The sequence below is a fragment of the Undibacterium sp. 5I1 genome (assembly GCF_034314085.1).
Classification (GTDB): Bacteria; Pseudomonadota; Gammaproteobacteria; order Burkholderiales; family Burkholderiaceae_D; genus Undibacterium.
Genome location: NZ_JAVIWI010000001.1, coordinates 4413475 through 4435698, shown reverse-complemented (window position 1 = coordinate 4435698; position 22224 = coordinate 4413475). Strand labels below are relative to the sequence as shown.

At 47.1% G+C, this 22224-nt stretch carries 17 protein-coding genes; 3 read left to right on the top strand and 14 right to left on the bottom strand.

Annotated elements, in window-relative coordinates:
* The first annotated feature begins 249 nt into the window (after positions 1-249).
* The 3 genes from RGU72_RS19350 to RGU72_RS19340 all read left to right on the top strand — a co-directional run bounded on the left by RGU72_RS19350 (position 250) and on the right by RGU72_RS19340 (position 5234).
* Entirely contained in the window at positions 250-1170 is a 921-nt protein-coding gene (locus RGU72_RS19350; protein ID WP_322121695.1) for a DMT family transporter, read from the top strand.
* A gap of 12 nt (positions 1171-1182) precedes the next feature.
* Positions 1183-2472, top strand: a complete 1290-nt coding sequence (gene waaA, locus RGU72_RS19345) for a lipid IV(A) 3-deoxy-D-manno-octulosonic acid transferase (protein ID WP_322121298.1) — start codon at positions 1183-1185, stop codon at positions 2470-2472.
* A 272-nt stretch (positions 2473-2744) separates the two neighbouring features.
* Positions 2745-5234, top strand: a complete 2490-nt coding sequence (locus RGU72_RS19340) for an adenosylcobalamin-dependent ribonucleoside-diphosphate reductase (RefSeq protein WP_322121297.1) — start codon at positions 2745-2747, stop codon at positions 5232-5234.
* Between the two features lie 293 nt (positions 5235-5527).
* On the opposite strand, the gene RGU72_RS19335 is transcribed toward RGU72_RS19340, so the two are convergent.
* The 14 genes from RGU72_RS19335 to RGU72_RS19270 form a co-directional block, all read right to left on the bottom strand.
* Complete coding sequence (locus RGU72_RS19335) at positions 5528-6016, bottom strand: hypothetical protein (RefSeq protein ID WP_322121296.1); 489 nt, start codon at positions 6014-6016, stop codon at positions 5528-5530.
* A 285-nt stretch (positions 6017-6301) separates the two neighbouring features.
* Complete coding sequence (locus tag RGU72_RS19330; RefSeq protein ID WP_322121295.1) at positions 6302-6604, bottom strand: hypothetical protein; 303 nt, start codon at positions 6602-6604, stop codon at positions 6302-6304.
* Between the two features lie 50 nt (positions 6605-6654).
* Positions 6655-7647: an IS30 family transposase gene (locus RGU72_RS19325; protein ID WP_322121294.1), complete on the bottom strand. Its 993-nt coding sequence runs from the start codon at positions 7645-7647 to the stop codon at positions 6655-6657.
* A gap of 1120 nt (positions 7648-8767) precedes the next feature.
* Entirely contained in the window at positions 8768-9181 is a 414-nt protein-coding gene (locus tag RGU72_RS19320; protein WP_322121293.1) for a GFA family protein, read from the bottom strand.
* Positions 9182-10083: 902 nt separating this feature from the next.
* Positions 10084-11025, bottom strand: a complete 942-nt coding sequence (locus tag RGU72_RS19315) for a LysR family transcriptional regulator (RefSeq protein WP_322121694.1) — start codon at positions 11023-11025, stop codon at positions 10084-10086.
* A 122-nt stretch (positions 11026-11147) separates the two neighbouring features.
* On the bottom strand, positions 11148-12209 hold the full coding sequence (locus RGU72_RS19310) for an aldo/keto reductase (RefSeq protein WP_322121292.1): 1062 nt from the start codon (positions 12207-12209) through the stop codon (positions 11148-11150).
* 80 nt (positions 12210-12289) lie between these two features.
* Positions 12290-13345, bottom strand: a complete 1056-nt coding sequence (locus tag RGU72_RS19305; RefSeq protein WP_322121291.1) for an arabinan endo-1,5-alpha-L-arabinosidase — start codon at positions 13343-13345, stop codon at positions 12290-12292.
* Positions 13346-13419: 74 nt separating this feature from the next.
* Positions 13420-14187 (bottom strand): SDR family oxidoreductase, encoded by a 768-nt coding sequence (locus RGU72_RS19300; RefSeq protein WP_322121290.1) that lies wholly within the window; start codon positions 14185-14187, stop codon positions 13420-13422.
* Between the two features lie 99 nt (positions 14188-14286).
* Positions 14287-15858, bottom strand: coding sequence for an aldehyde dehydrogenase (NADP(+)) (locus RGU72_RS19295; RefSeq protein ID WP_322121289.1), 1572 nt, complete (start codon positions 15856-15858; stop codon positions 14287-14289).
* On the bottom strand, positions 15855-16859 hold the full coding sequence (gene araD1, locus RGU72_RS19290) for an AraD1 family protein (protein WP_322121288.1): 1005 nt from the start codon (positions 16857-16859) through the stop codon (positions 15855-15857). The genes RGU72_RS19295 and araD1 overlap by 4 nt, the downstream gene beginning before the upstream one ends.
* An 84-nt stretch (positions 16860-16943) precedes the next feature.
* Positions 16944-18686, bottom strand: a complete 1743-nt coding sequence (locus tag RGU72_RS19285; RefSeq protein ID WP_322121287.1) for an IlvD/Edd family dehydratase — start codon at positions 18684-18686, stop codon at positions 16944-16946.
* Positions 18687-19031: 345 nt separating this feature from the next.
* A complete protein-coding gene (locus tag RGU72_RS19280) occupies positions 19032-19919 on the bottom strand; it encodes an SMP-30/gluconolactonase/LRE family protein (protein ID WP_322121286.1) in 888 nt (295 codons plus the stop codon).
* Positions 19920-20025: 106 nt separating this feature from the next.
* A complete protein-coding gene (locus RGU72_RS19275; RefSeq protein ID WP_322121285.1) occupies positions 20026-21144 on the bottom strand; it encodes an aldose epimerase family protein in 1119 nt (372 codons plus the stop codon).
* A gap of 43 nt (positions 21145-21187) precedes the next feature.
* Positions 21188-22135: a glycoside hydrolase family 43 protein gene (locus RGU72_RS19270; RefSeq protein ID WP_322121284.1), complete on the bottom strand. Its 948-nt coding sequence runs from the start codon at positions 22133-22135 to the stop codon at positions 21188-21190.
* Between the last annotated feature and the right edge of the window lie 89 nt (positions 22136-22224).

The following is a 22224-nucleotide window of genomic DNA, read 5'->3' as shown; positions in this document are numbered from 1 at the left end:
AAGTGCTTCAAAAATGACAGGAAATATGCCGTCAGCACTCAAATAGCACGCTTGGTGCGCCTAATGGAAAATCTCGGTTTGACCAACTTTCAGCCGCATATTAAGCCACTACCAATATACAAAGCTACTGATTGATAGTTCAATCGCTACATATCGAATAAGCCCTCTATTCCTGTCATAAGAAAAGTATTGTTTTAAGGTATATTCCAGCATCACTATTATTCCAAACGAGGACATTTCTCCTCGCGCCTGATGACGTCCACCCGTAAAAATCTTGATGGCTTTGCCGTCACCACCATGATAATGCTTTGCATTTGTTGGGGCTTACAGCAAGTAGCGGTCAAAATCGCCGTCCCCATCATTAGTTCAAGCATGCAATTAGGCTTGCGTTCTGGCTTAGCGGCAGTCTTGGTTCTGTGTCTCATTCTGGTAAAGCGAATTCCATTTTCTGTGCGCGATGGTAGTTTTTTGCCGGGGATGCTGGCAGGCAGTTTGTTTGCTGCTGAGTTTATGTGTATCTCGATCGGTTTGAATTACACCTCGGCCTCTCATATGTCAGTTTTTTTATATACTGCACCGATTTTCACTGTGATTGGTTTGCATTGGCTGATTCCCTCTGAACGTATGCAGGCTAGCCAATGGCTGGGGATCATATCTGCGTTTGCGGGTGTTGCGATCGCGTTTTCAGCGGCATTTCAAACCAACTCGCATGCGCTGAGCGATATTTTGATCGGTGATGCTTTCGGTATCGCTGGCGGCATCTTGTGGGCGGCAACTACGGTAGCGATCCGTCGCTCTAAGCTATCGGAGGCGCAACCGACTACAACGTTGCTATATCAGTTGTTGGGAGCGGCAGTCCTACTGCTACTGTTCTCTGCGCTTAAAGGTGAGTTTCAGGCGGAAAAATTCTACCCGCAAGACTGGGGGATCAGCATCTGGCTAAACCTCCTTTTTCAAACCATTATTATCGCTTTTGCTAGCTATCTAACCTGGTTTTGGTTGTTGCGCCGCTATTTGGCATCTCGTTTGTCGGTGTTCTCATTTTTAACTCCGCTATTTGGCGTAGCGGCTGGCGTGCTGTTATTAGATGACCCGATTAGTCCGAGCTTTTTGCTGGGCGCAATACTGGTGTTAGTAGGCATTGTGTTGGTCAATTTTCGCCGAAACTGATACCCTGCTGCCATGCGTCTTTTATATTCTTTTGTCTGGTTTTTATCTCTTCCGATTGTCTTATTACGACTCTGGGTAAGAGGCCGTCAAGAGCCTGGTTATCGCCAGCACATTGCTGAACGTCTAGGGTTTTATTCCAGCTATCGTCATCAAAAAACAATCTGGGTACACGCGGTATCTGCTGGCGAAACTCGTGCCGCAGAACCATTAGTGCGTGCTTTGCTACGACGTTACCCGCAACATCATCTTATTCTCAGTCATATGACGCCAACAGGTCGTGCCACCGGCGCGATTTTGTTTGCCGATATTGCCGACCGGATTACGCAAGTGTTTGTGCCGTATGACATTAGTTTTATCGTCCAGCGATTCTTAAAGCACTACTCCCCTTCTTTATGCGCATTGATAGAGACCGAAGTCTGGCCGAATCTGGTCGCCCAATGCAAGCAAGCTGGCGTACCAGTTGCGCTAGTCAATGCGCGGCTATCAGAAAAATCCTTGAAGAAAGCCTTAAAACTCTCTTCTCTGATTTTGCCAGCGGCACAAGCTATTACTTGCGTTGCCGCGCAGTCAGGGCCAGATGCCGCACGTTTAAACATGCTGGGAGTAAGTAACTTATCTGTTACCGGCAATATGAAATTTGATGTGACACCGCCAGATCATATGGCCGAGAATGGTGCAAGATTGCGTCATTGGCTAGGCGACCGCCAAATTTTTCTCTGTGCGAGCACCCGTGATGGCGAGGAAGAACTCTTACTCAAAGCCTTCGTCGCCAATCGACGACGCGACAAATCCAATACCTTACTCGTCATCACGCCACGCCACCCGCAACGTTTTGATCAGGTCGCCACCATGCTGACGCAGCATGGTCTTAGTTTTGTCCGCCGGTCCAGCATGGATTTAACGATACAAGAAAATCCCTTATCCGCCTCAGTGGATGTAGTACTAGGCGATAGTATGGGAGAAATGTATATGTATTACGCGGCTTGTGATCTGGCCTTTGTAGGCGGTAGCCTGGTCAATCTGGGCGGCCACAATTTAATTGAAGCCTGCGCCATGGCAAAACCCGTGCTAACAGGTCCATACACTTTTAATTTTTCAGAAATTACCGAACAGGCCATCGCCGCAAAAGCAGCGCAACGTGTAGCAAATTCTGAAGATTCAATTCAACAAGCTTGGGCATTATTAGATCAACCTAATACTCTCAACAGCATGGGACAAAACGCCCATGCTTTTTTCATGCAGCATCAGGGTGCGACTAATAGAACCATGACGATGCTAGAAAATTTTATCAACATTAGCTAAACCCTCTTGGGGTTATGTTCACACTACTAGCTTTGCCTCGTTGCACCTCATCGATCATTGCGACCACTGTATAAAGCGAAAGTTTTTCTGAGGTCTATAATTGAACTAAGGCTCTTTATCAAGGCGCTATAACGCCACACTACGCTCAGGCGCATTTTCAGCTATTTATAACGATTTACCAGACGATAAGGAATTTCCTTATCGTCCAGACAATTATTTTCCCAACAATCAAACCATCAGTTATCGCCATCAACGAACGGATTAGCAATCAAATGAACGCCAACGACAAAATACTCGGTATTACAGAAATGCCACCGCAAGAAATCTCCTTAGATGTATTACTAGAAAAATATGCCAAAGGTGATGAGGCCACAATTCTTGAGGTACAACAACGTGTAGCCAAAGCACTTGCCGTAGTTGAAGGCGCAGATTTCCATGGCTATTACGAAGAAAAATTTTTATGGGCGCAACAAAATGGCTTTGTGCCTGCGGGTCGAATTAATTCCGCTGCAGGCATGGATTTACATGCCACGTTGATCAACTGCTTCGTCCAGCCGGTTGGCGACTCCGTCTCTAGTACAACGAATGGCAAGCCAGGTATCTATACAGCTTTATCAGACGCGGCTGAAACCATGCGGCGCGGTGGGGGCGTAGGTTACGACTTCTCAACTATACGTCCAAAAGATGCCCTAGTACGCGGCACCCGTTCGCGTGCATCTGGACCAGTGTCGTTTATGCAGGTATTCAATGCCTCTTGCTCCACAGTAGAGTCTGCCGGTGCGCGCCGCGGTGCGCAAATGGGTGTGTTACGAGGCGATCATCCTGATATTCTGGAGTTTATCCGCTCCAAAGATCAGGGAGGTTTAACTAACTTCAATATTTCCATCGGCGTCACCGATGAATTTATGGAAGCCGTTGCGAAAGACAGCGACTACTGTCTGGTACATAAAGCGGAACCCGGCGAAGAAAAGAAACAAGCCGGTGCTTATCAACGTGAAGACGGTATCTGGGTCTACCAAACATTACGCGCCCGAGCCTTATGGGACGAAGTCATGCGCTCTACCTACGATCATGCAGAGCCAGGGATTTTGTTTTTGTCCCGTATGAATACAGAAAATAATCTGTACTACTGCGAGAAGATTGAAGCAACCAATCCGTGCGCAGAACAACCGCTGCCAGACTATGGCTGCTGCTGCCTAGGTTCAATCAACCTGACTAAATTTGTGGCAGCACCGTTTACCGATGCTGTCAGCTTTGATTATGATAAATTCAAATCTGTAGTTAGTATCGCGATCCGTATGCTGGATAACGTATTGGAAGCAACTGCCTGGCCACTCCCGCAACAGCAGGCAGAGGCACAATCCAAACGTCGCATTGGCCTTGGCTACTTAGGAATTGGCAGTACGCTGGTGATGATGGGTCTGCGTTACGACTCGGATGAAGGTCGTGCGGTCGCACAAAAAATCTCCGAAGTGATGCGCGATGCCGCCTATCTAGCATCAGCAGAACTTGCCAAAGAAAAAGGTGCTTTCCCGCTGTTTGATAGTGATAAATACCTATCTGGTCTATTCGCCAAACGTCTGCCGAAAAATCTGCGAACCGTCATCGCGAAAAATGGTCTGCGTAATTCTCACCTCTTATCGATTGCGCCAACGGGCACCATTACTTTAGCTTTTGCAGACAACGCGTCCAACGGGATTGAACCAGCATTCTCATGGGTATATAACCGTAAAAAACGCATGGCCGACGGCGAAAGCAAAATCTATGAAGTCGCCGATCATGCCTGGCGCTTATACCGCCATATGGGCAATGACGTCAGTGACGATAGTAAATTACCAGCGCAGTTCGTCACCGCACTCAATATGTCGGCGACCGATCATATGAAGATGCTGCAAGTAGTACAGCCGTTTATCGACTCATCGATCTCTAAAACTGTCAACGTACCTGCAGATTATCCGTATGAAGATTTCCAAAATTTGTATATGGATGCCTGGCGCGCAGGGTTAAAAGGTCTTGCCACTTATCGTCCCAACAGTATTTTGGGCAGCGTGTTATCTGTCGCAACAGAACAGGCAGCGCCACAAGTAGCGACGGTTCCAGATGATGATTTACTGCGCAAACAGTTCGATGGTCGCCCATTCGGCGATCTGGAATCGGTCACATCCAAAGTACAGTACATGACATATGAAGGTAAAAAAACCGTCTACCTCACCGTCAGCTTTATTCACCTGCAAGGTATGGTAGGTGGGGAGCGTGTCACCATCGAACGTCCATTTGAATTCTTCATGCCAGCAGGTCAAAAGAACGATGGTCAGCAATGGATATCTGCCAGTATGCGCCTGCTATCCATGGCAGCCCGCTCCGGTGGCTCCATCGCAAAAGCATTGGCGGATATGCGTGAAGTTGTCTGGGACAAAGGTACGGTTCGCTGTGGCACGATCACCAAAGAAGACGGCACACAAGCACCACTGTTCCACGAATCAGAAGTAGCGGCGATCGGCTATTCACTACAACGCATCTTGATCAAACGCGGCTTTATCGACGCTGCTGGCAATCAGATTCCCGTGACAGTGCTGGCCGAACAATTCCGCAATAAAAGTCTTGCCTACGGCATGGACGACCTTGCCTATGAAGGTGAATCAGCACCGATTAACTATGTCGCCACTGGAAAAAAATGTCCCGACTGTGGCGCATACGCGCTGCAAAAAATCGATGGGTGCAGTCGTTGCGTTTCATGTGGATATGTTGGGGCTTGCGGGTAATTCGACAATTATTGGCGCAATTCAATGTGTGGGTTCAGGCATAAAGCTGGACTAACTATTTGAATCTGATGCCAAAGCAATTTATGATTTAAAAAAATAGGGTCCGTTGTTAACATGGACCCTATTTTCGTTCGACGTATAGCTCTATTTTCATTTTTTAGCTAAATTAAAACTCACACCAGCTTTGTGATTTGCAAGAGTTCATGAGAACTTCTTTCTCCTACCCCCATCTCGCAATAGTAGCCAAACTATTCACCAACCACAGAGTATGGCTTGCACGTAACCCAAGGAATCTAGTCTTTGAACCACTTGCGAATTCCAGCCCCAATTCTCTGTCCTATTTTGTATGACCTCGAAACATTGTGCTTTTTAGGCGTTAATATTTCAAACACCCGCGATTGCACTGGGACTCCTTCTGCAATGACAAAGTCCGCTCGCAAACCCAAGAACTCACCACCATCCTGCTTTGTCGTGAACGTACCGTAAATTTGGGATGATTGTGAAGCAATGTATCGGGTAGTGCTACTCCACTTTTGCTGCATTATGGAAGTCGATGCGCCAGGAGGTAAATAATTAATTTCAGCAGTTTTGTATTTTGATAATACTGGTTTCATATGCGTATCATTAAGTCCGAATCTACTTGGTTCAACTATTTCATAAATATCTAAACACAAATTCCACAAGGACGCATCTCCGAGGTTTTCGACTGTGAAATCATAGGTGTCGAGTACTTCTCCTGGTCGCAGAAAGATTCTTAGTCCTTGATAATTGGTGATGCTCATTCGAATATTCCCTTCACAAAAGGCCACACGATAGTTTTTAGGCGAAATTATCCATTCGTTGTTGATGATTAAAGACTAAATGTAACGAAACCGCTTGCCATTGAAAAGTCTTTTGTCTCCCTATCCGGATACACAGAAAAACTTCACAACAAAAAAAGATAGTTGAACACGCTCAATCATCCGCACTCCAAGTCTTTGGTTTTAAAAGAATCTATTTTCGACAAAGGGAAATCATGTAAATTTCCGATGAAAGTTGCAGTTTATGTCTTAAGCTTTTAACCACCACTACTCGTCCGAACTTGGTTTTCTGGTGCCGCTACAAAATCGTTTGGCCTCAGCCTCATCTTTTGACTCAACCTGGGCCTCAAATTCGCCAAGTTTTTCCATAATCAATTTATTTCTACGATATTTCTTCATAAGGCCTGCAAGCTTTTCGTCGGTACCTGAGCAAGACTGACAAATGAACCAATCAATATCGGCTTGCCGTTCATTGTCATAACCTGGCTCGCCGCGCCAATGGTCGCAAGATTCACGCTCAGCTAGAAAGACAGCAACGTCTTTAGGCAATTCTGGTGGTACTGCCCACATAGAAAGATGTACGAGACCAACCAGAAGAAAAATATAGATGGCGGATTCAGCTACGAAGAGCAACGGGAGGTAAGTTTTAGGGGGAGTATATCCAAATTATAAAAAACCTCAAACGGCGTTCGATAGCCGAGGCATTTCCTAGGGCGATGATTGAGTTGATTGACTGCCCGTTGCAACTGGGCTTGAGTGATTTCCTTGAAGTTGGTGTTCTTTGGAAAGTAGTATCGTAATAAGCCGTTCGTGTTCTCGTTGAGCCCCCGCTCCCAGGAATGATACGGATGAGCGAAGTACACTTGGGCTTGCAGATGTGCTGCGATGGACTCATACCCTGCAAACTCCCTGCCATTATCGAACGTGATGGTATGGCAGTGCTGCTGATGTGGCGTGAGCAGTTGCTCGATGCTGGCAGCAACTCCTTGCGCGTGTTTGCTATGATGTTGCCGGGCTAAGGTAAAACGAGAGACACGATCGACCCGCGTAATGACGATACCTTGCTGTTTCTTGCCAATGATCGTATCGCCCTCCCAGTCGCCTAAGCAGATTTTTTGATCCACGATCGCGGGTCGTTGGTCAATGCTGATACGGTTCTTGAGCATGCCCCGGCGCTGTTGACCACTACCGTAGCGTTTGCGGTAGGGCTTCTGACCCCGCAGATGCTTGAAGAGAGTGCCGCCCGCTCTGCGGTCAGCGTAGATGCGCAGATAGACGGTTTCATGACTGCTCTTCATTTTTTCCTGCCGTTCCAGGCTTAACCGTTCGATTGCTTGCTGCGGCGATAAGTCCATGCGCAGGTAGGTCGAGACGGCGAGCCAGTCGTTGTCATCAATACGTCGTGCGTTACGACTATTCTTTTGTCGTTCGTCGGCTATTTTTTTCGCTTGTAAGGGGCGCCATCCGCCTCCTCCGGTATTGCGCTTGAGTTCCCTGTGGATGCTGGACTTATGACGATGGAGTGCGGCAGCAATCTCGCTGACTGTCTTTTTTTCTAACCGCAGTGCGTAAATTTGGTATCGTTCGTCTTGGGTTAGGTGTGTGTAGCGCATATTCGGCAACTTTCGACTGGCTGGTCAAAAGGCATGAATGCTATCGCATCTGACCCTTTGACTTTTTATTCAACGTTGCTCTTCGTACTTGAATCCGCCGATCAATTTCATTTATAGCCTCATCGTCGCCTCTGTGGTCATTAGCTCACGCTTCAGCATATTTCAGCGAAATGCCACAATTTGTGAACAGTACAGCTTTAACTTGTGCTTAGCCAATGGACTTGTACGTTGCATCAAACATCCCGAAGTTCTTGGGCAGGATCGCGGCGTCCATAGATAGTTGATCACCAAAAGCACAGTAGTAGACGCTGAATACAAGTAGAGCACCATCCGGCTCATTGAGTATTCTATTTAATGTAAAGAAACGCTTAATTTCCCACTATAAATGACGAGAATTACCATGGCGATGGTGGACACTAATTTATCGTAAGCTGAGGCTTAATTAGCGTTAATCTCTTCAAAAAACGTCTGGCGCTTTTTCTTTCAGTGTTGCTCTATTCAAAAAGTTTTGATTAGATTCGACTTTGATTTTACCTTTAGATATCAATTGCTGCTAAGCTAATGTTGGAAGATTGATATTAAATTTAGTTGTTTATCTCGTCAAACTTACCCAACTAGCGGCCGATACACCATGACGGCAAATTGATAGCTACTTGAGGTTTTTATTGATTTACTTAGTAAGGCCTTTTTTCAGGAAAATAAAGAAATGAATTCATTCAGCGACCTGTCACCCATACTTATTCCAATCACAGCTCTGCTTATTCCGATCGTCAGTATCATTGCCTGGGTCGTTTTGAAAATTACACGTCTACATTTATTACATGAGACCGTGCGCCATTTAAGTGAGCATGGACAACCAATTCCGCCTGAACTTTTAAGTAAAATAGTTAACGATAAATCTTCTTAACTGCGGATAGTTATACGCGTGATTTAGATTCGAATTTCAGTCTGAAAGTGACGCGGTGTGTGGGTGACAAATTCGTTTTATCACAGCATATCGCTCGATTGATCAATGTGATATTTTCCCAAGTAGCCAAAATGTTTAGGTACGCAGGAGCAAAGTCTTACTTTGTGCGCAGTACCACATTGCAATAACAGGTCCGTCGTTAGGTTTTGGATCTCATCCTATGTGCTTAATGTTGCTTGGCATATGGACCCAGAGGTGCATACGTTCTTCATACACTGAAACGCTGGGTCCCGGAAAAGAGGATTCAGCAAAAGCACCTACAGGTATGGCGACCGCCTCAGGGTAGGCATCTAAGGTGTAGTACACGGTCGCACCGCAGACCGGGCAGAACCTGAATGTACATTTCGTTCCTTCGTCTCCGATACGAATATATTCTGTGCTTGCGCCAACGACCGTGACCGCCTCTTTTGCAAACCGTGCTTGCGCAGCGAACACGCTGCCAGTGCGGCGCTGACACGCCAGACAGTGGCACACAGATACGCCCAAGGGTTCGCTGGCGACATGCGCTTGCAACTGCCCACAGCTGCAGGAGGCAATTCGAGAAGATTGCGGAGATATAGGATGCATTCTGAGTCACCTGATTCAAATAAAGTGAAAAATTTGCCTAGCTTTGCAGATCATCCGCCTATCCTGGCAATCCGTTCATAGCAGTTACAAACCAACAAAATTGCTCGGTCTTATTAACAATCGTCTACGTACACGAGAAATAGTTTACGTATGGAAAAAACCTACGTCTAGTGGGTTTGAAAGTACGCTCGTTTTAATGATATCCGGCTTTCTATACAGATGGGTGCGGAAGAAATCAAATCACCTAATACTTGAAAAAAACAAGCGCGGCATCCATCTGATTTGTTTGAAATCGCCAGATAAATCTATCGCTGATTGGAATAATGTGTCATTTTTCCCTCGCCCTCCTCAACTACCGCCACGCCCACGCGAAGTCGCTATGCAAATAGTCGAGCAAAAGCATTCTCACGCCATTGACCAGCGCGTCCTGATAATCGAAAAGAAGATAGCTGACGTAAAGCCACTTTTGCCATTAATCAAATCCAAATAATTGATAGCAATCCTGTTTCAAAGTCCGATTTGTCAATAAGCACATTTAGTATTTTTGACGTCCACGGCATCGAAGCACAAATGGTTTCTTCGTACCGATCACCTCTGGACTGCTTGAATCAATCGCCCTTTGCAGAAGTTCGTTTTCCGGACGATTATTTACAGAAAAACCAATATACTCCCCATAAAATAATAAAAATATCACTTATAGACCAATGATTGCTTGGACAATAAAATATATCTATAGGGAGTATATATTTATACCTCAGTTAAACAAGCATTCATCAAGATGTCTAAAAGTGCCATTTAATCCAGCCATCGCGCCATACCAGCATGAACGAAACAGGTAATTTAACCTGCAAACGGAGCTCTAACAAACAATACTCAAAGTACTTTAACGCGAAGAAACACTATCAATACAAAGCCAGGGCTTCAGTCCTTACTGCGTTTAAAAGTAGCTCTGCGCCGGGTGACATTAAGCGCTCTTGTTGCCGGATAATCCCAAAGGCATCCATCGCACATGGGAGCTCGATCGGCAAAATGCTTAGTACATTTAAAGAGGCGTAATACCTTGCGACTTCGATAGGCATGACATGCAAAGAATCGGTTTGCTGTAAGAGTGCGGTAATCAGCAATAGCGCCGTAGTATCTACCACATCAACCGGTGGCAGCAGGCCTGCCCGGCGGAACATCATGTCAAAGCGATGGCGCAAGATGGCGCCTTGTGGCGGTAATATCCAGGGTTTAGTAGCGATGTCTTTAAGCTGCAAGTTTTTATGTGTTAACAACGGATGCTCGTTACGAACGACGGCACAAGCGGGTTCTTCTGTGAGTTCTTCATATATCAGGCTAGAGCCGTTTTCTTTTTCCAGAATGCGTCCGATCATAAAATCGAGCGAGCCATTTTGCAGTCGGTCTAGCAAAATATTACTTTGATCCATGTGCACGCCTATACGCAACAAAGGAGCTTGCTGTTTAATGCGAGCGATCGCGCGTGGCAATAACGCCATGCCCGGCGTCATGATGACACCTACCTCCACTTGCCCAACGAGACCTGACCTCAGGGCGACGATATCGTCATGCGCAAGCGACAGGTTAGTCAGTGCCATTCGGGCGTGACGGATCATGGTCTCACCATAAATCGTCGGCTCCATACCGCGTGGCAGGCGCTCAAACAGACGTACGTCCAGCATTTCTTCCAGGTCTTTTAATTGTTTGGACGCTGCAGGTTGCGTCATATGCAATGCATCAGAAGCGCGGTGGATATTGCGGTGTTCATCCAGAGCGATTAAGAGTAAAAGTTGCCGGGTTTTTAAACGTGCTTTTAAGAACCAGTTGGGATTGAGCGTATCCATCTTTGAAATCATCGTGTCATTAATCTTGAAAATGATACAGCATTGATTTTGGCGGCATCTCTTTACCCACGAGTTGTCTTAGGTTTGAGTCACACTATTTTTAATGAATAAAAATAGCTTGCTTAAGCTCTGAAATCAGGGTTTTCGACTAAATCCTGTCCCGTCGCTTTAGCCGGCATAGAAAAAATATTCGGGTCGCCTCGGCTTATTACATCAATACGCTGTAGTTCTTCCGTCGTGAAGTGCAAGTGATTCAGCGCATCTAGGCTGTCGTCTAGCTGTGCCACTGTGCGGGCACCAATCAGAGTTGAAGTAATGCGATCATCACGCAAGGTCCAGGCTAACGCCATTTGTGCCAGGCTCTGGCCTCGCTCCAACGCAATCTGGTTGAGTGCCTTGATACGGACTAATACCTCAGAATTGAGACCGTTACGCACCCAGTCCAAGCGTGAGGCGCGCGAATCAGCAGGAATTTCTTTCAAATATTTGTCCGTCAAAAAGCCTTGCTGTAGTGGAGAAAAAACGATCGTGCCCACTCCATTCTCTGAGTTCATTGTCAGCAACTCCGGCTCTATCCATCGATCCAACAAGCTGTAATTAGGTTGACTGATCGTCAAAGGTACTCCCTCTGCACACAGACAATCTGCTGCTTTTTGTGTCAGAGCAGGACCGTAATTGGAGATGCCTATGTACAGAGCTTTACCTTGGCGCACCATCTGTGCCAATGCGCCCATGGTTTCTTCGATCGGGGTATGGGGATCAGGGCGATGACTATAAAAAATATCCACATAGTCCAAACCCATGCGCTGTAAGCTTTGATCAAGACTGGCGACCAAATGTTTTTTCGATCCGTTCATACCACCGTAGGGACCTGGCCACATATCCCAGCCAGCCTTGGTTGAAATGACAAGTTCGTCACGATACGATTTAAAGTCCTCGGCAAACAGGCGTCCAAAATTGCGTTCTGCAGCGCCAAAAGGTGGGCCGTAATTATTTGCCAGATCGAAATGAGTGACACCTCGATCAAAGGCACGACGCAACATCGCTCTTTGGGTTTCAATCGGATTAATATCGCCAAAATTTTGCCACAAACCTAGTGATATCGATGGCAACTTCAGTCCACTGCGACCGCTACGGCGATATGCCATCGTACCGTACCGTGAGTCATGTGCTTGATAGATCATTTGTGATTTTCTAAATTAGATAGATTGGAGCGCCAACTTACACGTAGGAGCAAAGCATCCCCAGCATAGAAAGCAAAAATCTATTTTTTGGCTGGTAACAAGCGACTTTGATAGCGATCTAAATCCTGCGGATTAACCACTGGCCAGCCTTCCGCATCCCAGCTCATTTCCATAATTTTTAGCTTTTGCAGGTACTTGTCAGCGGTCTCGTAGGCATGCAGTACGAGATAGTCTTTGCCATCAAACTGGTAAGCGCTGTTGTGGCCTACACCCGTCCATGTCGGTGTTCCTTTTAACAGCAAAGAACCGCCACCTTTCGCCAAATCTTTACCGGCTTTATCGAGATAGGGTCCGCTTACTTCAGTAGAGCGTCCCACCATTAAATGATAGGTGCTGTCCGCGCCACGGCAACACAAACCCCAAGAAACGAACAAATAGTAATAACCACCTTTTTTAAAGATGAAAGGTGCCTCTATTTCTGCCGGAGGAGCGGATTGGTTGACTCCCAAGGCTGGTTGCTCGCGTTGAGCGATAGAACGCCATTCTTGCGGCTGTGCTAATTGAGTCCAGTTGTCATTGAGCTTCACTAGTTTAATACCGCTCCAAAATGAACCAAAAGCCATCCATCCGGTTCCTTTACTATCGGTGATGATATTCGGATCAATCGCATTCCACTCATCCCGACCCGGCACAGATTGCAGCACCATACCGTGATCTTCCCAATGGTAATTTGGCGAACGCGGATTCAAGGTTTTGTTAGTGGTTACGCCGATACCAGATGCATTCTTTCCAAAGCCGGATACTGAATAATATAAGTAATATTGACCATGATGAAACTGAATATCCGGTGCCCAAATATGGTCATTAAACTCCGGCGCAACAGCACGCGCCCAAGTCGGTGCATCTGCAAAAACACGCCCTTCCAGCTGCCAGTCCTTCATATTCGATGAGCTATAAAATGTGATGCCAGGCCCAGTACTAAATACGTAATAGGTGTCGCCCTCTTTCGCCATCACCGGATCATGCACGCTGACTTGTGGAACTGGTTGCACTTGCTGAGTCGGCTGAGCGAGCCCAGGCATCATCAACACAAAACCACATATAGCGGCAAGGGTGCGGAATAAACTAGATATCATGAAGTCCTCAAATCACTGACTAACTTACGAACTAACCGGCAAACCACATTGAATATAGTTCAGCCGTATTCAAATCACACCCAACCAGCATCGACAATAAATTCTTGTGCGGTACACATAGCACTATCATCCGCCGCTAAAAATAGCACCATGGACGCGATATGCTGCGGCATTAATTTTCCAGGCAAACATTGATTCTTTTTGATCTCAATTTCAGCAGCATCATCCACCCATAAATCGATTTGACGTTGCGTCATAACCCATCCAGGCGTCACGGTATTCACCCTGATACCATGCGACCCAAGATCACGTGCCAAACCGCGAGTAAGTCCGACAACAGCCGCTTTTGAGGTGGCATATACCGGATAACCAGCGCCTTTGATATGCCATGAAATGGAACTGATATTGATGATAGACCCACCGCCTTTACGTTTCATACCTGGTAGTACGGACTGACAGGTAAAAAACATCGGGCGCTGATTAATGGCAATGCGCTCATTCCAATAGTCCAGCGTGACATTTTCGGTTTCATGACGCTGATCGTTGGCTGCGTTATTGACCAACACATCAAAATCCCCAATTTCAGTTGCGAATGCAGCCATCACTTTTTGCAACGAAGGAATATAGGTGATATCGCAATGACTAAATAATGGTTCAAGATCGCCGGCGGCTGCGATGCGACTGCAAAGCGCCCGGCTAGCCTCTTCGGCTATATCGACAAAGGCGACCTGCGCACCCTGCGCTGCAAAGGCAGCGACGATTTCCTCACCGATACCACTGCCGCCACCAGTAACGAAAACACGCTTGCCTTCAAGGCTGCCGAATTTGGCTAACTGACTCATCTTGTCTCCTATTTTTTTGTTAGTGAGCGTACTTTTTTTGTTAGTGAGCGTACTTTATAGTTACTTTTTTTGCTCATTGTATGCGCCCGCTGATTACATTCACTGCCTGGTCAGAGCACCATCACGACGACGCCAGATTCCAAGAGGATTATCCTCCTGTAAAGCTTGCGGCAATAAGGCTTGCGGCATATTTTGATACGACACCGGCCTTAAAAATCGATGGATCGCAGCAGTACCGACCGAAGTGCTGCGACCGTCCGAAGTTGCCGGGAATGGACCACCATGCACCATCGACGACACCACCTCGACTCCAGTCGGGAACCCATTGACTAAAATACGCCCTACTTTGCGCTCAAGCACTGGTAATAACTGGGCGACGACGATTGTATCTTCCTCATCCATTTGCAAGGTGGCAGTTAATTGCCCCTCCAAACTCTCAGCGACCTGACGCATTTCATCTACATCTTTACAAGCGACGAATAGTGAAGCAGGGCCAAAAATCTCGTGATGCAATTCAGCTCGCTCCAGAAACACTTTACCACTCGTGGTGAACAAAGCTGGACCACCTTTGCCCTGCTCAGTCGGCGTATTAATTACCGTAGTAACGTCGGCTTGCTGCACCATAGTGGCGACACCAGTCTGATAATTCGATGCGATACCCGGTGTCAGCATCGTGCCAGACTGGACGGTTACTAATGCCTGCGCAGCATGCGCAGCAAAGTGATCAAAATCAGCACCCTCAAGTCCTAATACCAAACCTGGATTAGTACAAAATTGTCCCACGCCCATGGTGAGCGCAGTGGCCAATCCTGCAGCAATCTCATTACCCCGGTTTGCCAATGCGTGGGGTAATAAAAATACCGGATTGATGCTACTCATTTCTGCATAGACCGGAATCGGTTGTACTCTTGTAGCCGCCGTCTGCATCAACGCGATGCCACCCTGCCGCGATCCCGTAAAGCCGACTGCCTGTATCGCCGGATGACGTACTAGTGCTTGCCCGAGCTCATTACCAATACCACTCAACATTGAAAATACACCGGCGGGCAATTGACATAATTTCAGCGCTTTAGCAATCGCCTGCGCCACCAGTTCCGACGTACCCGGATGTGCAAAATGCGCTTTGAGAACGACGGGGCAACCAGCGGCAAATGCCGATGCAGTATCGCCACCAGCGACCGAGAATGCTAAAGGAAAATTGCTGGCAGCAAATACCGCCACTGGCCCCAGACCAATCAACTGCATACGTAAATCAGGTCTTGGCGGTTGCCGCTCGGGTAAAGCTGCATCAATACGGACATCGCGCCAAGAACCTTCCCGCAGCAGATCGGCAAACAGCTTTAACTGCGTCACTGTACGGCCACGTTCGCCTTCTAAGCGCACCCTTGGCAAACCGCTCTCAGCCATCGCTCGCTCAATTAAAGCATCACCCAGCTCTATAATTTGTTGCGCAATAGTTTCTAAAAACTGGGCACGTTGTTCATCGCTAGTCGCACGGAAGGGATCAAATGCAGCTTGTGCCAGACGGCAAGCTTCATCAATTTGAGCCGCATCAACGGCGTAAAAAGCAGGCTCTATCGATTCTTTTTTTGTTGGATCGAATGCCAGAAACGCGCTACCGTTTCCCTTCACACTAACGCCACCGATCAGCGCTTTTCCTGTAATAATCATAATGCGTGTACTTTCGTAAAAGCAGTTTTTGCCACTTCCAGTTTATTTCTTAAAGCCGGACCAAATGCCGGTGCTTCGATCTCAAAAGTTTCACCTGCCTGCACGCTGACATTGTCTGCAAAACTCAGTGTAGCGGTGCCAAAAAAATGAATATGTACATCGCCAGGACGGTTGAACAAGGTATATTTAAAATGGTGATATTCTAAATTCGCAATCGTATGGGACATATTTTGTTCGCCACTGACGAAGGATTTTTCCCATCGCACTTGCCCCTCTTTATCAATAATGCGAGATGTGCCGGCAACATGGGATGGCAACTCACCTATCAATAAAGCAGGACCGATACTGCATGGGCGTAATTTTGAATGGGCCAGATAAAGATAATTCTGGCGCTCGGTAATATGATCTGAAAATTCATTTCCAATCGCATAACCAACACGATATGGCGCGCCATCATCGCCGATCACATATAGACCGGCAATCTCTGGCTCTTCTCCACCATCCAACGCAAAATCAGGCATGTTCAATGTCTGTCCACTAGCGCTGACAACGGAGCCGTCTCCTTTATAAAACCATTCTGGTTGTGCTCCAACCTGACCTTGCTTTGGCTTTCCACCTTCAACGCCAAGGCGAAACATTTTCATACTATCGCTCAGCGTATCCACATCGCCACCGATTTTTTTGTGCATGGCATCACGTGCATCTGCACTACCCAGATGGGTTAAACCCGTCCCGGTGACATAGCAATGCGCTGGATCTGCATGATCTAGTGGCGGCAAAATGCGACCTGCTTTTGCAATATCCTCATACTGATAGACCACATTACCAATAGCTGAATTAGCCAATTGCTCAAGCCCAATCTGCTGCCGGATGGCGCTGTGTGCCAGCGCATAGGTTGACGAATAGCCATCAATCACACGAATGCTGGATTGATCCAGAATACCAATATGTCGTGTCCCGGCTCCGGTAGTGGATTCGGTAATAAATTGAATAAGTAACATGTGAATTCCGCGATGAAAAGTGAGATAAAAAGCGTAGTGCGAATAGCTAAAAACTACGCTTTATTTGAATGCTTGGTGTGAATGCTAATGAGAATGCTTAGGCACAGCAGAACCACGACTACCCAACAAAAAGTCAAAGTCACAACCCTCATCAGCCTGCAATACATGATCAATATAGAGCTTCTGATAACCGCTCTTGGCAGTGGGAATCTGGTTTGTGGCACGGCTCGCTAAACGTTCCGTCATTTCAGATTCAGATATATCTAAGTTCAAACTACCTTTACTACAATCAAGCGAAATCCAATCTCCATCCTGAACGATTCCCAAAGGCCCACCCGCCATTGCCTCCGGTGCCACGTGCAATACGACTGTGCCATATGCAGTACCACTCATACGAGCGTCTGAAATACGCACCATGTCTTTCACACCTTGAGCCAGCAGCTTTGGCGGCAAACCCATATTGCCCACTTCGGCCATGCCAGGATAGCCCTTAGGACCACAGTTCTTCATCACCAAAATTGAATTTGCATCGACCTCAAGATCGGGATCAACGATCCGTGTTTTATAGTGATCAAAATCCTCAAACACTACTGCCTGACCACGATGCTGCATCAGATGTGGCGATGCAGCTGAAGGTTTTAAGACAGCACCACGTGGCGCCAGATTGCCACGCAAAATACAAATTCCACCATCAGCGATCAAAGGATTTACCAACGGTCTGATCACTTCGTCGTCATATACCGGAGCATCTTGGCAATTCTCCCAAAGAGATTTTCCGTTGACGGTTAATGCGTCTTTGTTCGGCAATAAATCGCCCTCACCTAAGCGCCGTATCGCACCGGGCAAACCACCCGCGTAATAAAATTCCTCCATCAAATATCGACCCGATGGCAGCAAGTCGACAATCGTTGGCGTGCCCTTGCCTATTGTTGTCCAGTCCTCTAATTCCAGATCAACACCGATGCGCCCGGCGATGGCTTTTAAATGAATGACGGCATTGGTTGAGCCGCCGATGGCGGCATTCACCCGGATCGCATTCTCGAATGCAGCGCGCGTCAGTACTTTGGACAAACGTAGATCCTCCCACACCATTTCTACAATGCGGATGCCGGACATATGTGCCAATACATAACGACGTGAATCGACCGCAGGGATCGCGGCGTTATGCGGCAGCGAGGTACCCAGAGCCTCGGCCATGCAGGCCATCGTCGATGCTGTCCCCATGGTATTACAGGTACCTGCAGAGCGCGACATACCGGACTCTGCCGCCATAAACTGATGCATCGTAATATCGCCAGCCTTGACGGCTTCATGCAATTGCCAGACCGCTGTACCGGAACCAATATTCTTGCCATTAAGCTTGCCGTTGAGCATAGGACCGCCGCTTACAACGATGGTGGGAATATCGCAACTTGCCGCGCCCATGAGCAAGGCGGGAGTCGTCTTATCACAGCCAACCAGCAGCACTACCGCATCCATAGGATTGCCGCGGATAGATTCCTCGACATCCATGCTGGCAAGATTACGGGTCAACATCGCCGTGGGGCGCAAATTGGATTCGCCATTCGAGAATACAGGGAACTCAACCGGGAAACCGCCCGCCTCTAGTATCCCTTTTTTGACATGCTCTGCCAGCTGGCGGAAATGGGCATTACAGGGCGTTAATTCTGACCAAGTATTGCAAATACCGATGATCGGCTTCCCCTGAAATTCATGATCAGGAATGCCCTGATTTTTCATCCAGCTGCGATACATAAAACCATTTTTATCTTGGGTGCCGAACCACTCAGCCGAGCGTAGCGCGACCTTCTTTTTTGTCTCTGACATGCATACTCCTTATTTTTATATTGCCAGCCCAATGTGTCTCATCCAGCTGGGTAGCGATATAGAAATAATACGGAGTTCATCGATGCCTTTCCAATCACTTTTTATTTAGTAATGATATTCGATTTGATATCGATAAAGTGATCAAGAGCATTAAAATGCACAATACCAACGTCCAATGATCATGCGGCCTTCAAGACAAAAATGACTGGAAAGCCTTATTATCATTAGACCCTGCACTCAGGTTTTTTGAACATTGATATCAAAGTAAGCCGGATAAATAGCCGATGATCTGCGATAAAAAACAGTAAAGTACAGAATTAGCTGCGCAATCCTAAGAATGTCGAACTAAAAAAGTCTGCCTAAAAATCTTTGTTCCGGGATACCTCGAACATCGTCCAGCTCAGCATGAAAAATACCTCCCGCTTGTGGTTGCAATGCCAACTCAGTATCAGACAGTGAAACACGCGCCGTGCTGACGTAAAGCGCATTTAGCTCCGGCCCGCCAAAAGTAACACAACTCGGTTGTGATACTGGCAGATCAAGCACTCGATCTATTTGTCCATCCGGTGCATAGCGCACGACACGTCGTCCGCCCCATTGCGCGTTCCACAAATATCCCTCTGCGTCGATACTTGATCCATCCGGCTCACCAGGCTGACCGCTCAAGTCGGCAAACAATCGGTCGTCCGAAATCGCGCCGCTGATCGCGTCATAGCTGCAGCAACGAATAACTTTGTCAGGAGAGTTGCAGTAATACATGGTGCCGCCATCAAGACTAAAGCAAATACTATTCGCTACTGCGGCTTGAGGCAAAGGCAGACGCTCTAAACTCAGGTCGGTATTGAGGCGGTAAAAACTACCGATCGCCGCCGCATCAGGTGCTTGATTAAAACAGCCAAACACAAAACGCCCCTGACGGTCGCAGCGACCATCGTTGATGCGCGTCGTTGGAAGATCAGATTCCACATCGCAAATCGGTGTGATCAGTGCAGTCGAAAATTGAAAATAAGCGAGTCGGGAGGCCAGACCGAGTAACAATTGATCATCGTCATCGGTTAAAGCGAAGCAAGCTAATCGTTCTGGCATAGCCCACTGAAAAATCTCATCGCTCGCCGGATAATAGGACCAGAGACATGCACCTTCTATATCGGTCCATAACAAGCGCTGCAAACGCTCACACCATAGAACGCATTCACCTAATATGTTCTTGGCGTCTATTTTGAGTTGCATCATGGGATCAATTTTATATTCACCATTAAATTGCTAATGCGTTGGCTAATGAATTCATTAATAAGTCCACTTTGCGATTCAACTGAAATCTTTCCACCCACCATGACGATCAGGCTTGTACCGAAAACCGATAAACCGAAAAGCTTTCATATTCCTCACCTGGCCGTAAAATAGTATTCGGAAAAGCAGTCTGATTTGGTGAGTCGGGATAATGTTGTGGCTCCAAACAAAAACCACTGCGATGACCGTAATGAGCAGTCTTCCCCGCCAATGAACCATCCAGAAAATTACCGCTATAAAACTGTATGCCTGGTTCTTGCGTCCACAATTCTAGTACGCATCCAGACACGGGTTCATGCACACGCGCAGCCAGACTCAACTCCTGACTCAATTCTTTAGATCGACTTTTATTCAGCACATAATTATGGTCATAACCGCTGCCATAGCCCAGTTGCTGATCCTCGTCATGAATCCTCGCGCCTATGAGTTGCGGTGTGCGAAAATCAAATGCAGTATCGGCCACAGGCAATAAGCTGCCGGTAGGTATCAACACACTATTCACCGGGAGGTAAGTATCGGCGTTGATCATTAACTCATGACCCAGAATGTCGCTCACTCCATCACTAATTCCGGCCAGATTAAAATAAGTATGTTGAGTCAGATTGATAGGCGTCGCTTGATCAGTTACCGCTTGATACAGCACTTGCAGTTCGTTGGCATTAGTCAGTGTGTAAGTGACGGTGACTTGCAGATTGCCGGGATATCCTTGCTCACCATCGACACTGAGGTAGCTCAAAGTCAGGCCAACCGCGGTAATGTCGCCTCGTGCATCATTGCGGACAAAAGGTACGGCATCCCACTTCACTCGATGGAAACCTGCTGATCCACCATGCAAATGATGGGCACCATCATTACAGGGGAGTTGATGACTGACGCCATCCAGCACGAAACGTCCATCGGCAATGCGGTTACCAAAACGACCGATCAAGGCACCAAAATAAGGAGAGACATCGCAATACGGCGCCAGATGATCAAAGCCTAGCGTCACGTCGGTAAACTGACCGTGTTTATCAGGCACATGCAACTCGGTGATAATGCCGCCGAAGTCGGTAATTTTGACGATCATGCCCTGGCTATTGGTTAAAGTGAATAGCTGTGCATCCCTGCCGTCTGGTAGTTGTCCAAATACTTTTTGACTGATGGAAGGTATCTCGCGGTTGTCACTCATGCCGAAGTCTCCATCACTATTTTATTAAATTTGCCACTCATCGTTACGGCTCTGAGGGGCGACCAAACAAGGGCATCCCGTCCGCATCCCACTTCAATTTTTTGACAAAAGTATGGCGGTCTGGATTCCAGAGCGGGTCCCCGATAATTTCGGTATAAGTACGGGCGTGATAGACGAGCATAACAGTCTCACCATCGGCACCATAGGTAAAACTATTGTGACCAGGGCCATAAATTCCGTGCTCGTAGCAGGTCTGGAATACGGGTTCTTTGGTCTTAGTCCATACAGATGGGTCTAGTAAATTGGCTTGATCATCAGCCCACAATAATCCCATGGCGTAATTTTCATCGGTAGCACTAGCAGAGTAGCTGATGAATATCTTGCCGTGACATTTTAATATTGACGGCCCTTCATTGACCCAGAATCCACGGATTTCCCAATCAAATTCTGGCTTACTGAGCATGACCGGTGGCCCGCCGAGCTCCCAGGGGGTTTTCATTGGGGCGATGTAGATGTTGGAGTTACCTTCAATTGCCGGATCTTTTTGCGCCCATACGTAATACAACACACCCTGATGAGTAAACGTTGTCGCATCTAGGCAAAAGCTGTCGATACCAGTGTCGATTTGCCCCATGAATTGCCATTCACCTTGCAAGGGATTGCTATTCGTATTACGGATAGCGTACATCCGATGTTGAAACAGTTTATCCTTGATCTCGCGACTTGGTGCTGCAGCAAAGTAAACATACCAGGCACCCTGATTAAAATGCAGTTCTGGCGCCCAGACCAATTCGCTGTATGGGCCGGTATCTGGCTTATGCCAGACATCGACCGTCTCCGCATTTGCCAGTTCTACAATCGATTTGGCACGACGTAATTCTATACGGTCATATTGCGGCACTGAGGCTGTGAAATAGTAATAGCCATCGGTATGCTGATAGATATGTGGGTCAGCACGTTGCTCAATTAAAGGGTGTAATTTTTCAGTCACGGTTATTTCCCATAGTCACATTGCGATCACAAAAAAGATCAGCAACTGACGTCAATACATTAATCTCATTTCAAAACTATATTTCGACT

Coding starts and splice junctions, on each gene's coding strand:
- RGU72_RS19300 (WP_322121290.1), bottom strand. CDS start 14,187: ATGAGTCAGTTAGCCAAATTCGGCAGCCTTGAAGGCAAGCGTGTTTTC.
- RGU72_RS19275 (WP_322121285.1), bottom strand. CDS start 21,144: ATGAGTGACAACCGCGAGATACCTTCCATCAGTCAAAAAGTATTTGGA.
- waaA (WP_322121298.1), top strand. CDS start 1,183: ATGCGTCTTTTATATTCTTTTGTCTGGTTTTTATCTCTTCCGATTGTC.
- RGU72_RS19340 (WP_322121297.1), top strand. CDS start 2,745: ATGAACGCCAACGACAAAATACTCGGTATTACAGAAATGCCACCGCAA.
- RGU72_RS19305 (WP_322121291.1), bottom strand. CDS start 13,345: ATGATATCTAGTTTATTCCGCACCCTTGCCGCTATATGTGGTTTTGTG.
- RGU72_RS19320 (WP_322121293.1), bottom strand. CDS start 9,181: ATGCATCCTATATCTCCGCAATCTTCTCGAATTGCCTCCTGCAGCTGT.
- RGU72_RS19295 (WP_322121289.1), bottom strand. CDS start 15,858: ATGATTATTACAGGAAAAGCGCTGATCGGTGGCGTTAGTGTGAAGGGA.
- RGU72_RS19310 (WP_322121292.1), bottom strand. CDS start 12,209: ATGATCTATCAAGCACATGACTCACGGTACGGTACGATGGCATATCGC.
- RGU72_RS19335 (WP_322121296.1), bottom strand. CDS start 6,016: ATGAGCATCACCAATTATCAAGGACTAAGAATCTTTCTGCGACCAGGA.
- RGU72_RS19285 (WP_322121287.1), bottom strand. CDS start 18,686: ATGTCAGAGACAAAAAAGAAGGTCGCGCTACGCTCGGCTGAGTGGTTC.
- RGU72_RS19325 (WP_322121294.1), bottom strand. CDS start 7,647: ATGCGCTACACACACCTAACCCAAGACGAACGATACCAAATTTACGCA.
- araD1 (WP_322121288.1), bottom strand. CDS start 16,859: ATGTTACTTATTCAATTTATTACCGAATCCACTACCGGAGCCGGGACA.
- RGU72_RS19280 (WP_322121286.1), bottom strand. CDS start 19,919: ATGATGCAACTCAAAATAGACGCCAAGAACATATTAGGTGAATGCGTT.
- RGU72_RS19315 (WP_322121694.1), bottom strand. CDS start 11,025: ATGGATACGCTCAATCCCAACTGGTTCTTAAAAGCACGTTTAAAAACC.
- RGU72_RS19330 (WP_322121295.1), bottom strand. CDS start 6,604: ATGTGGGCAGTACCACCAGAATTGCCTAAAGACGTTGCTGTCTTTCTA.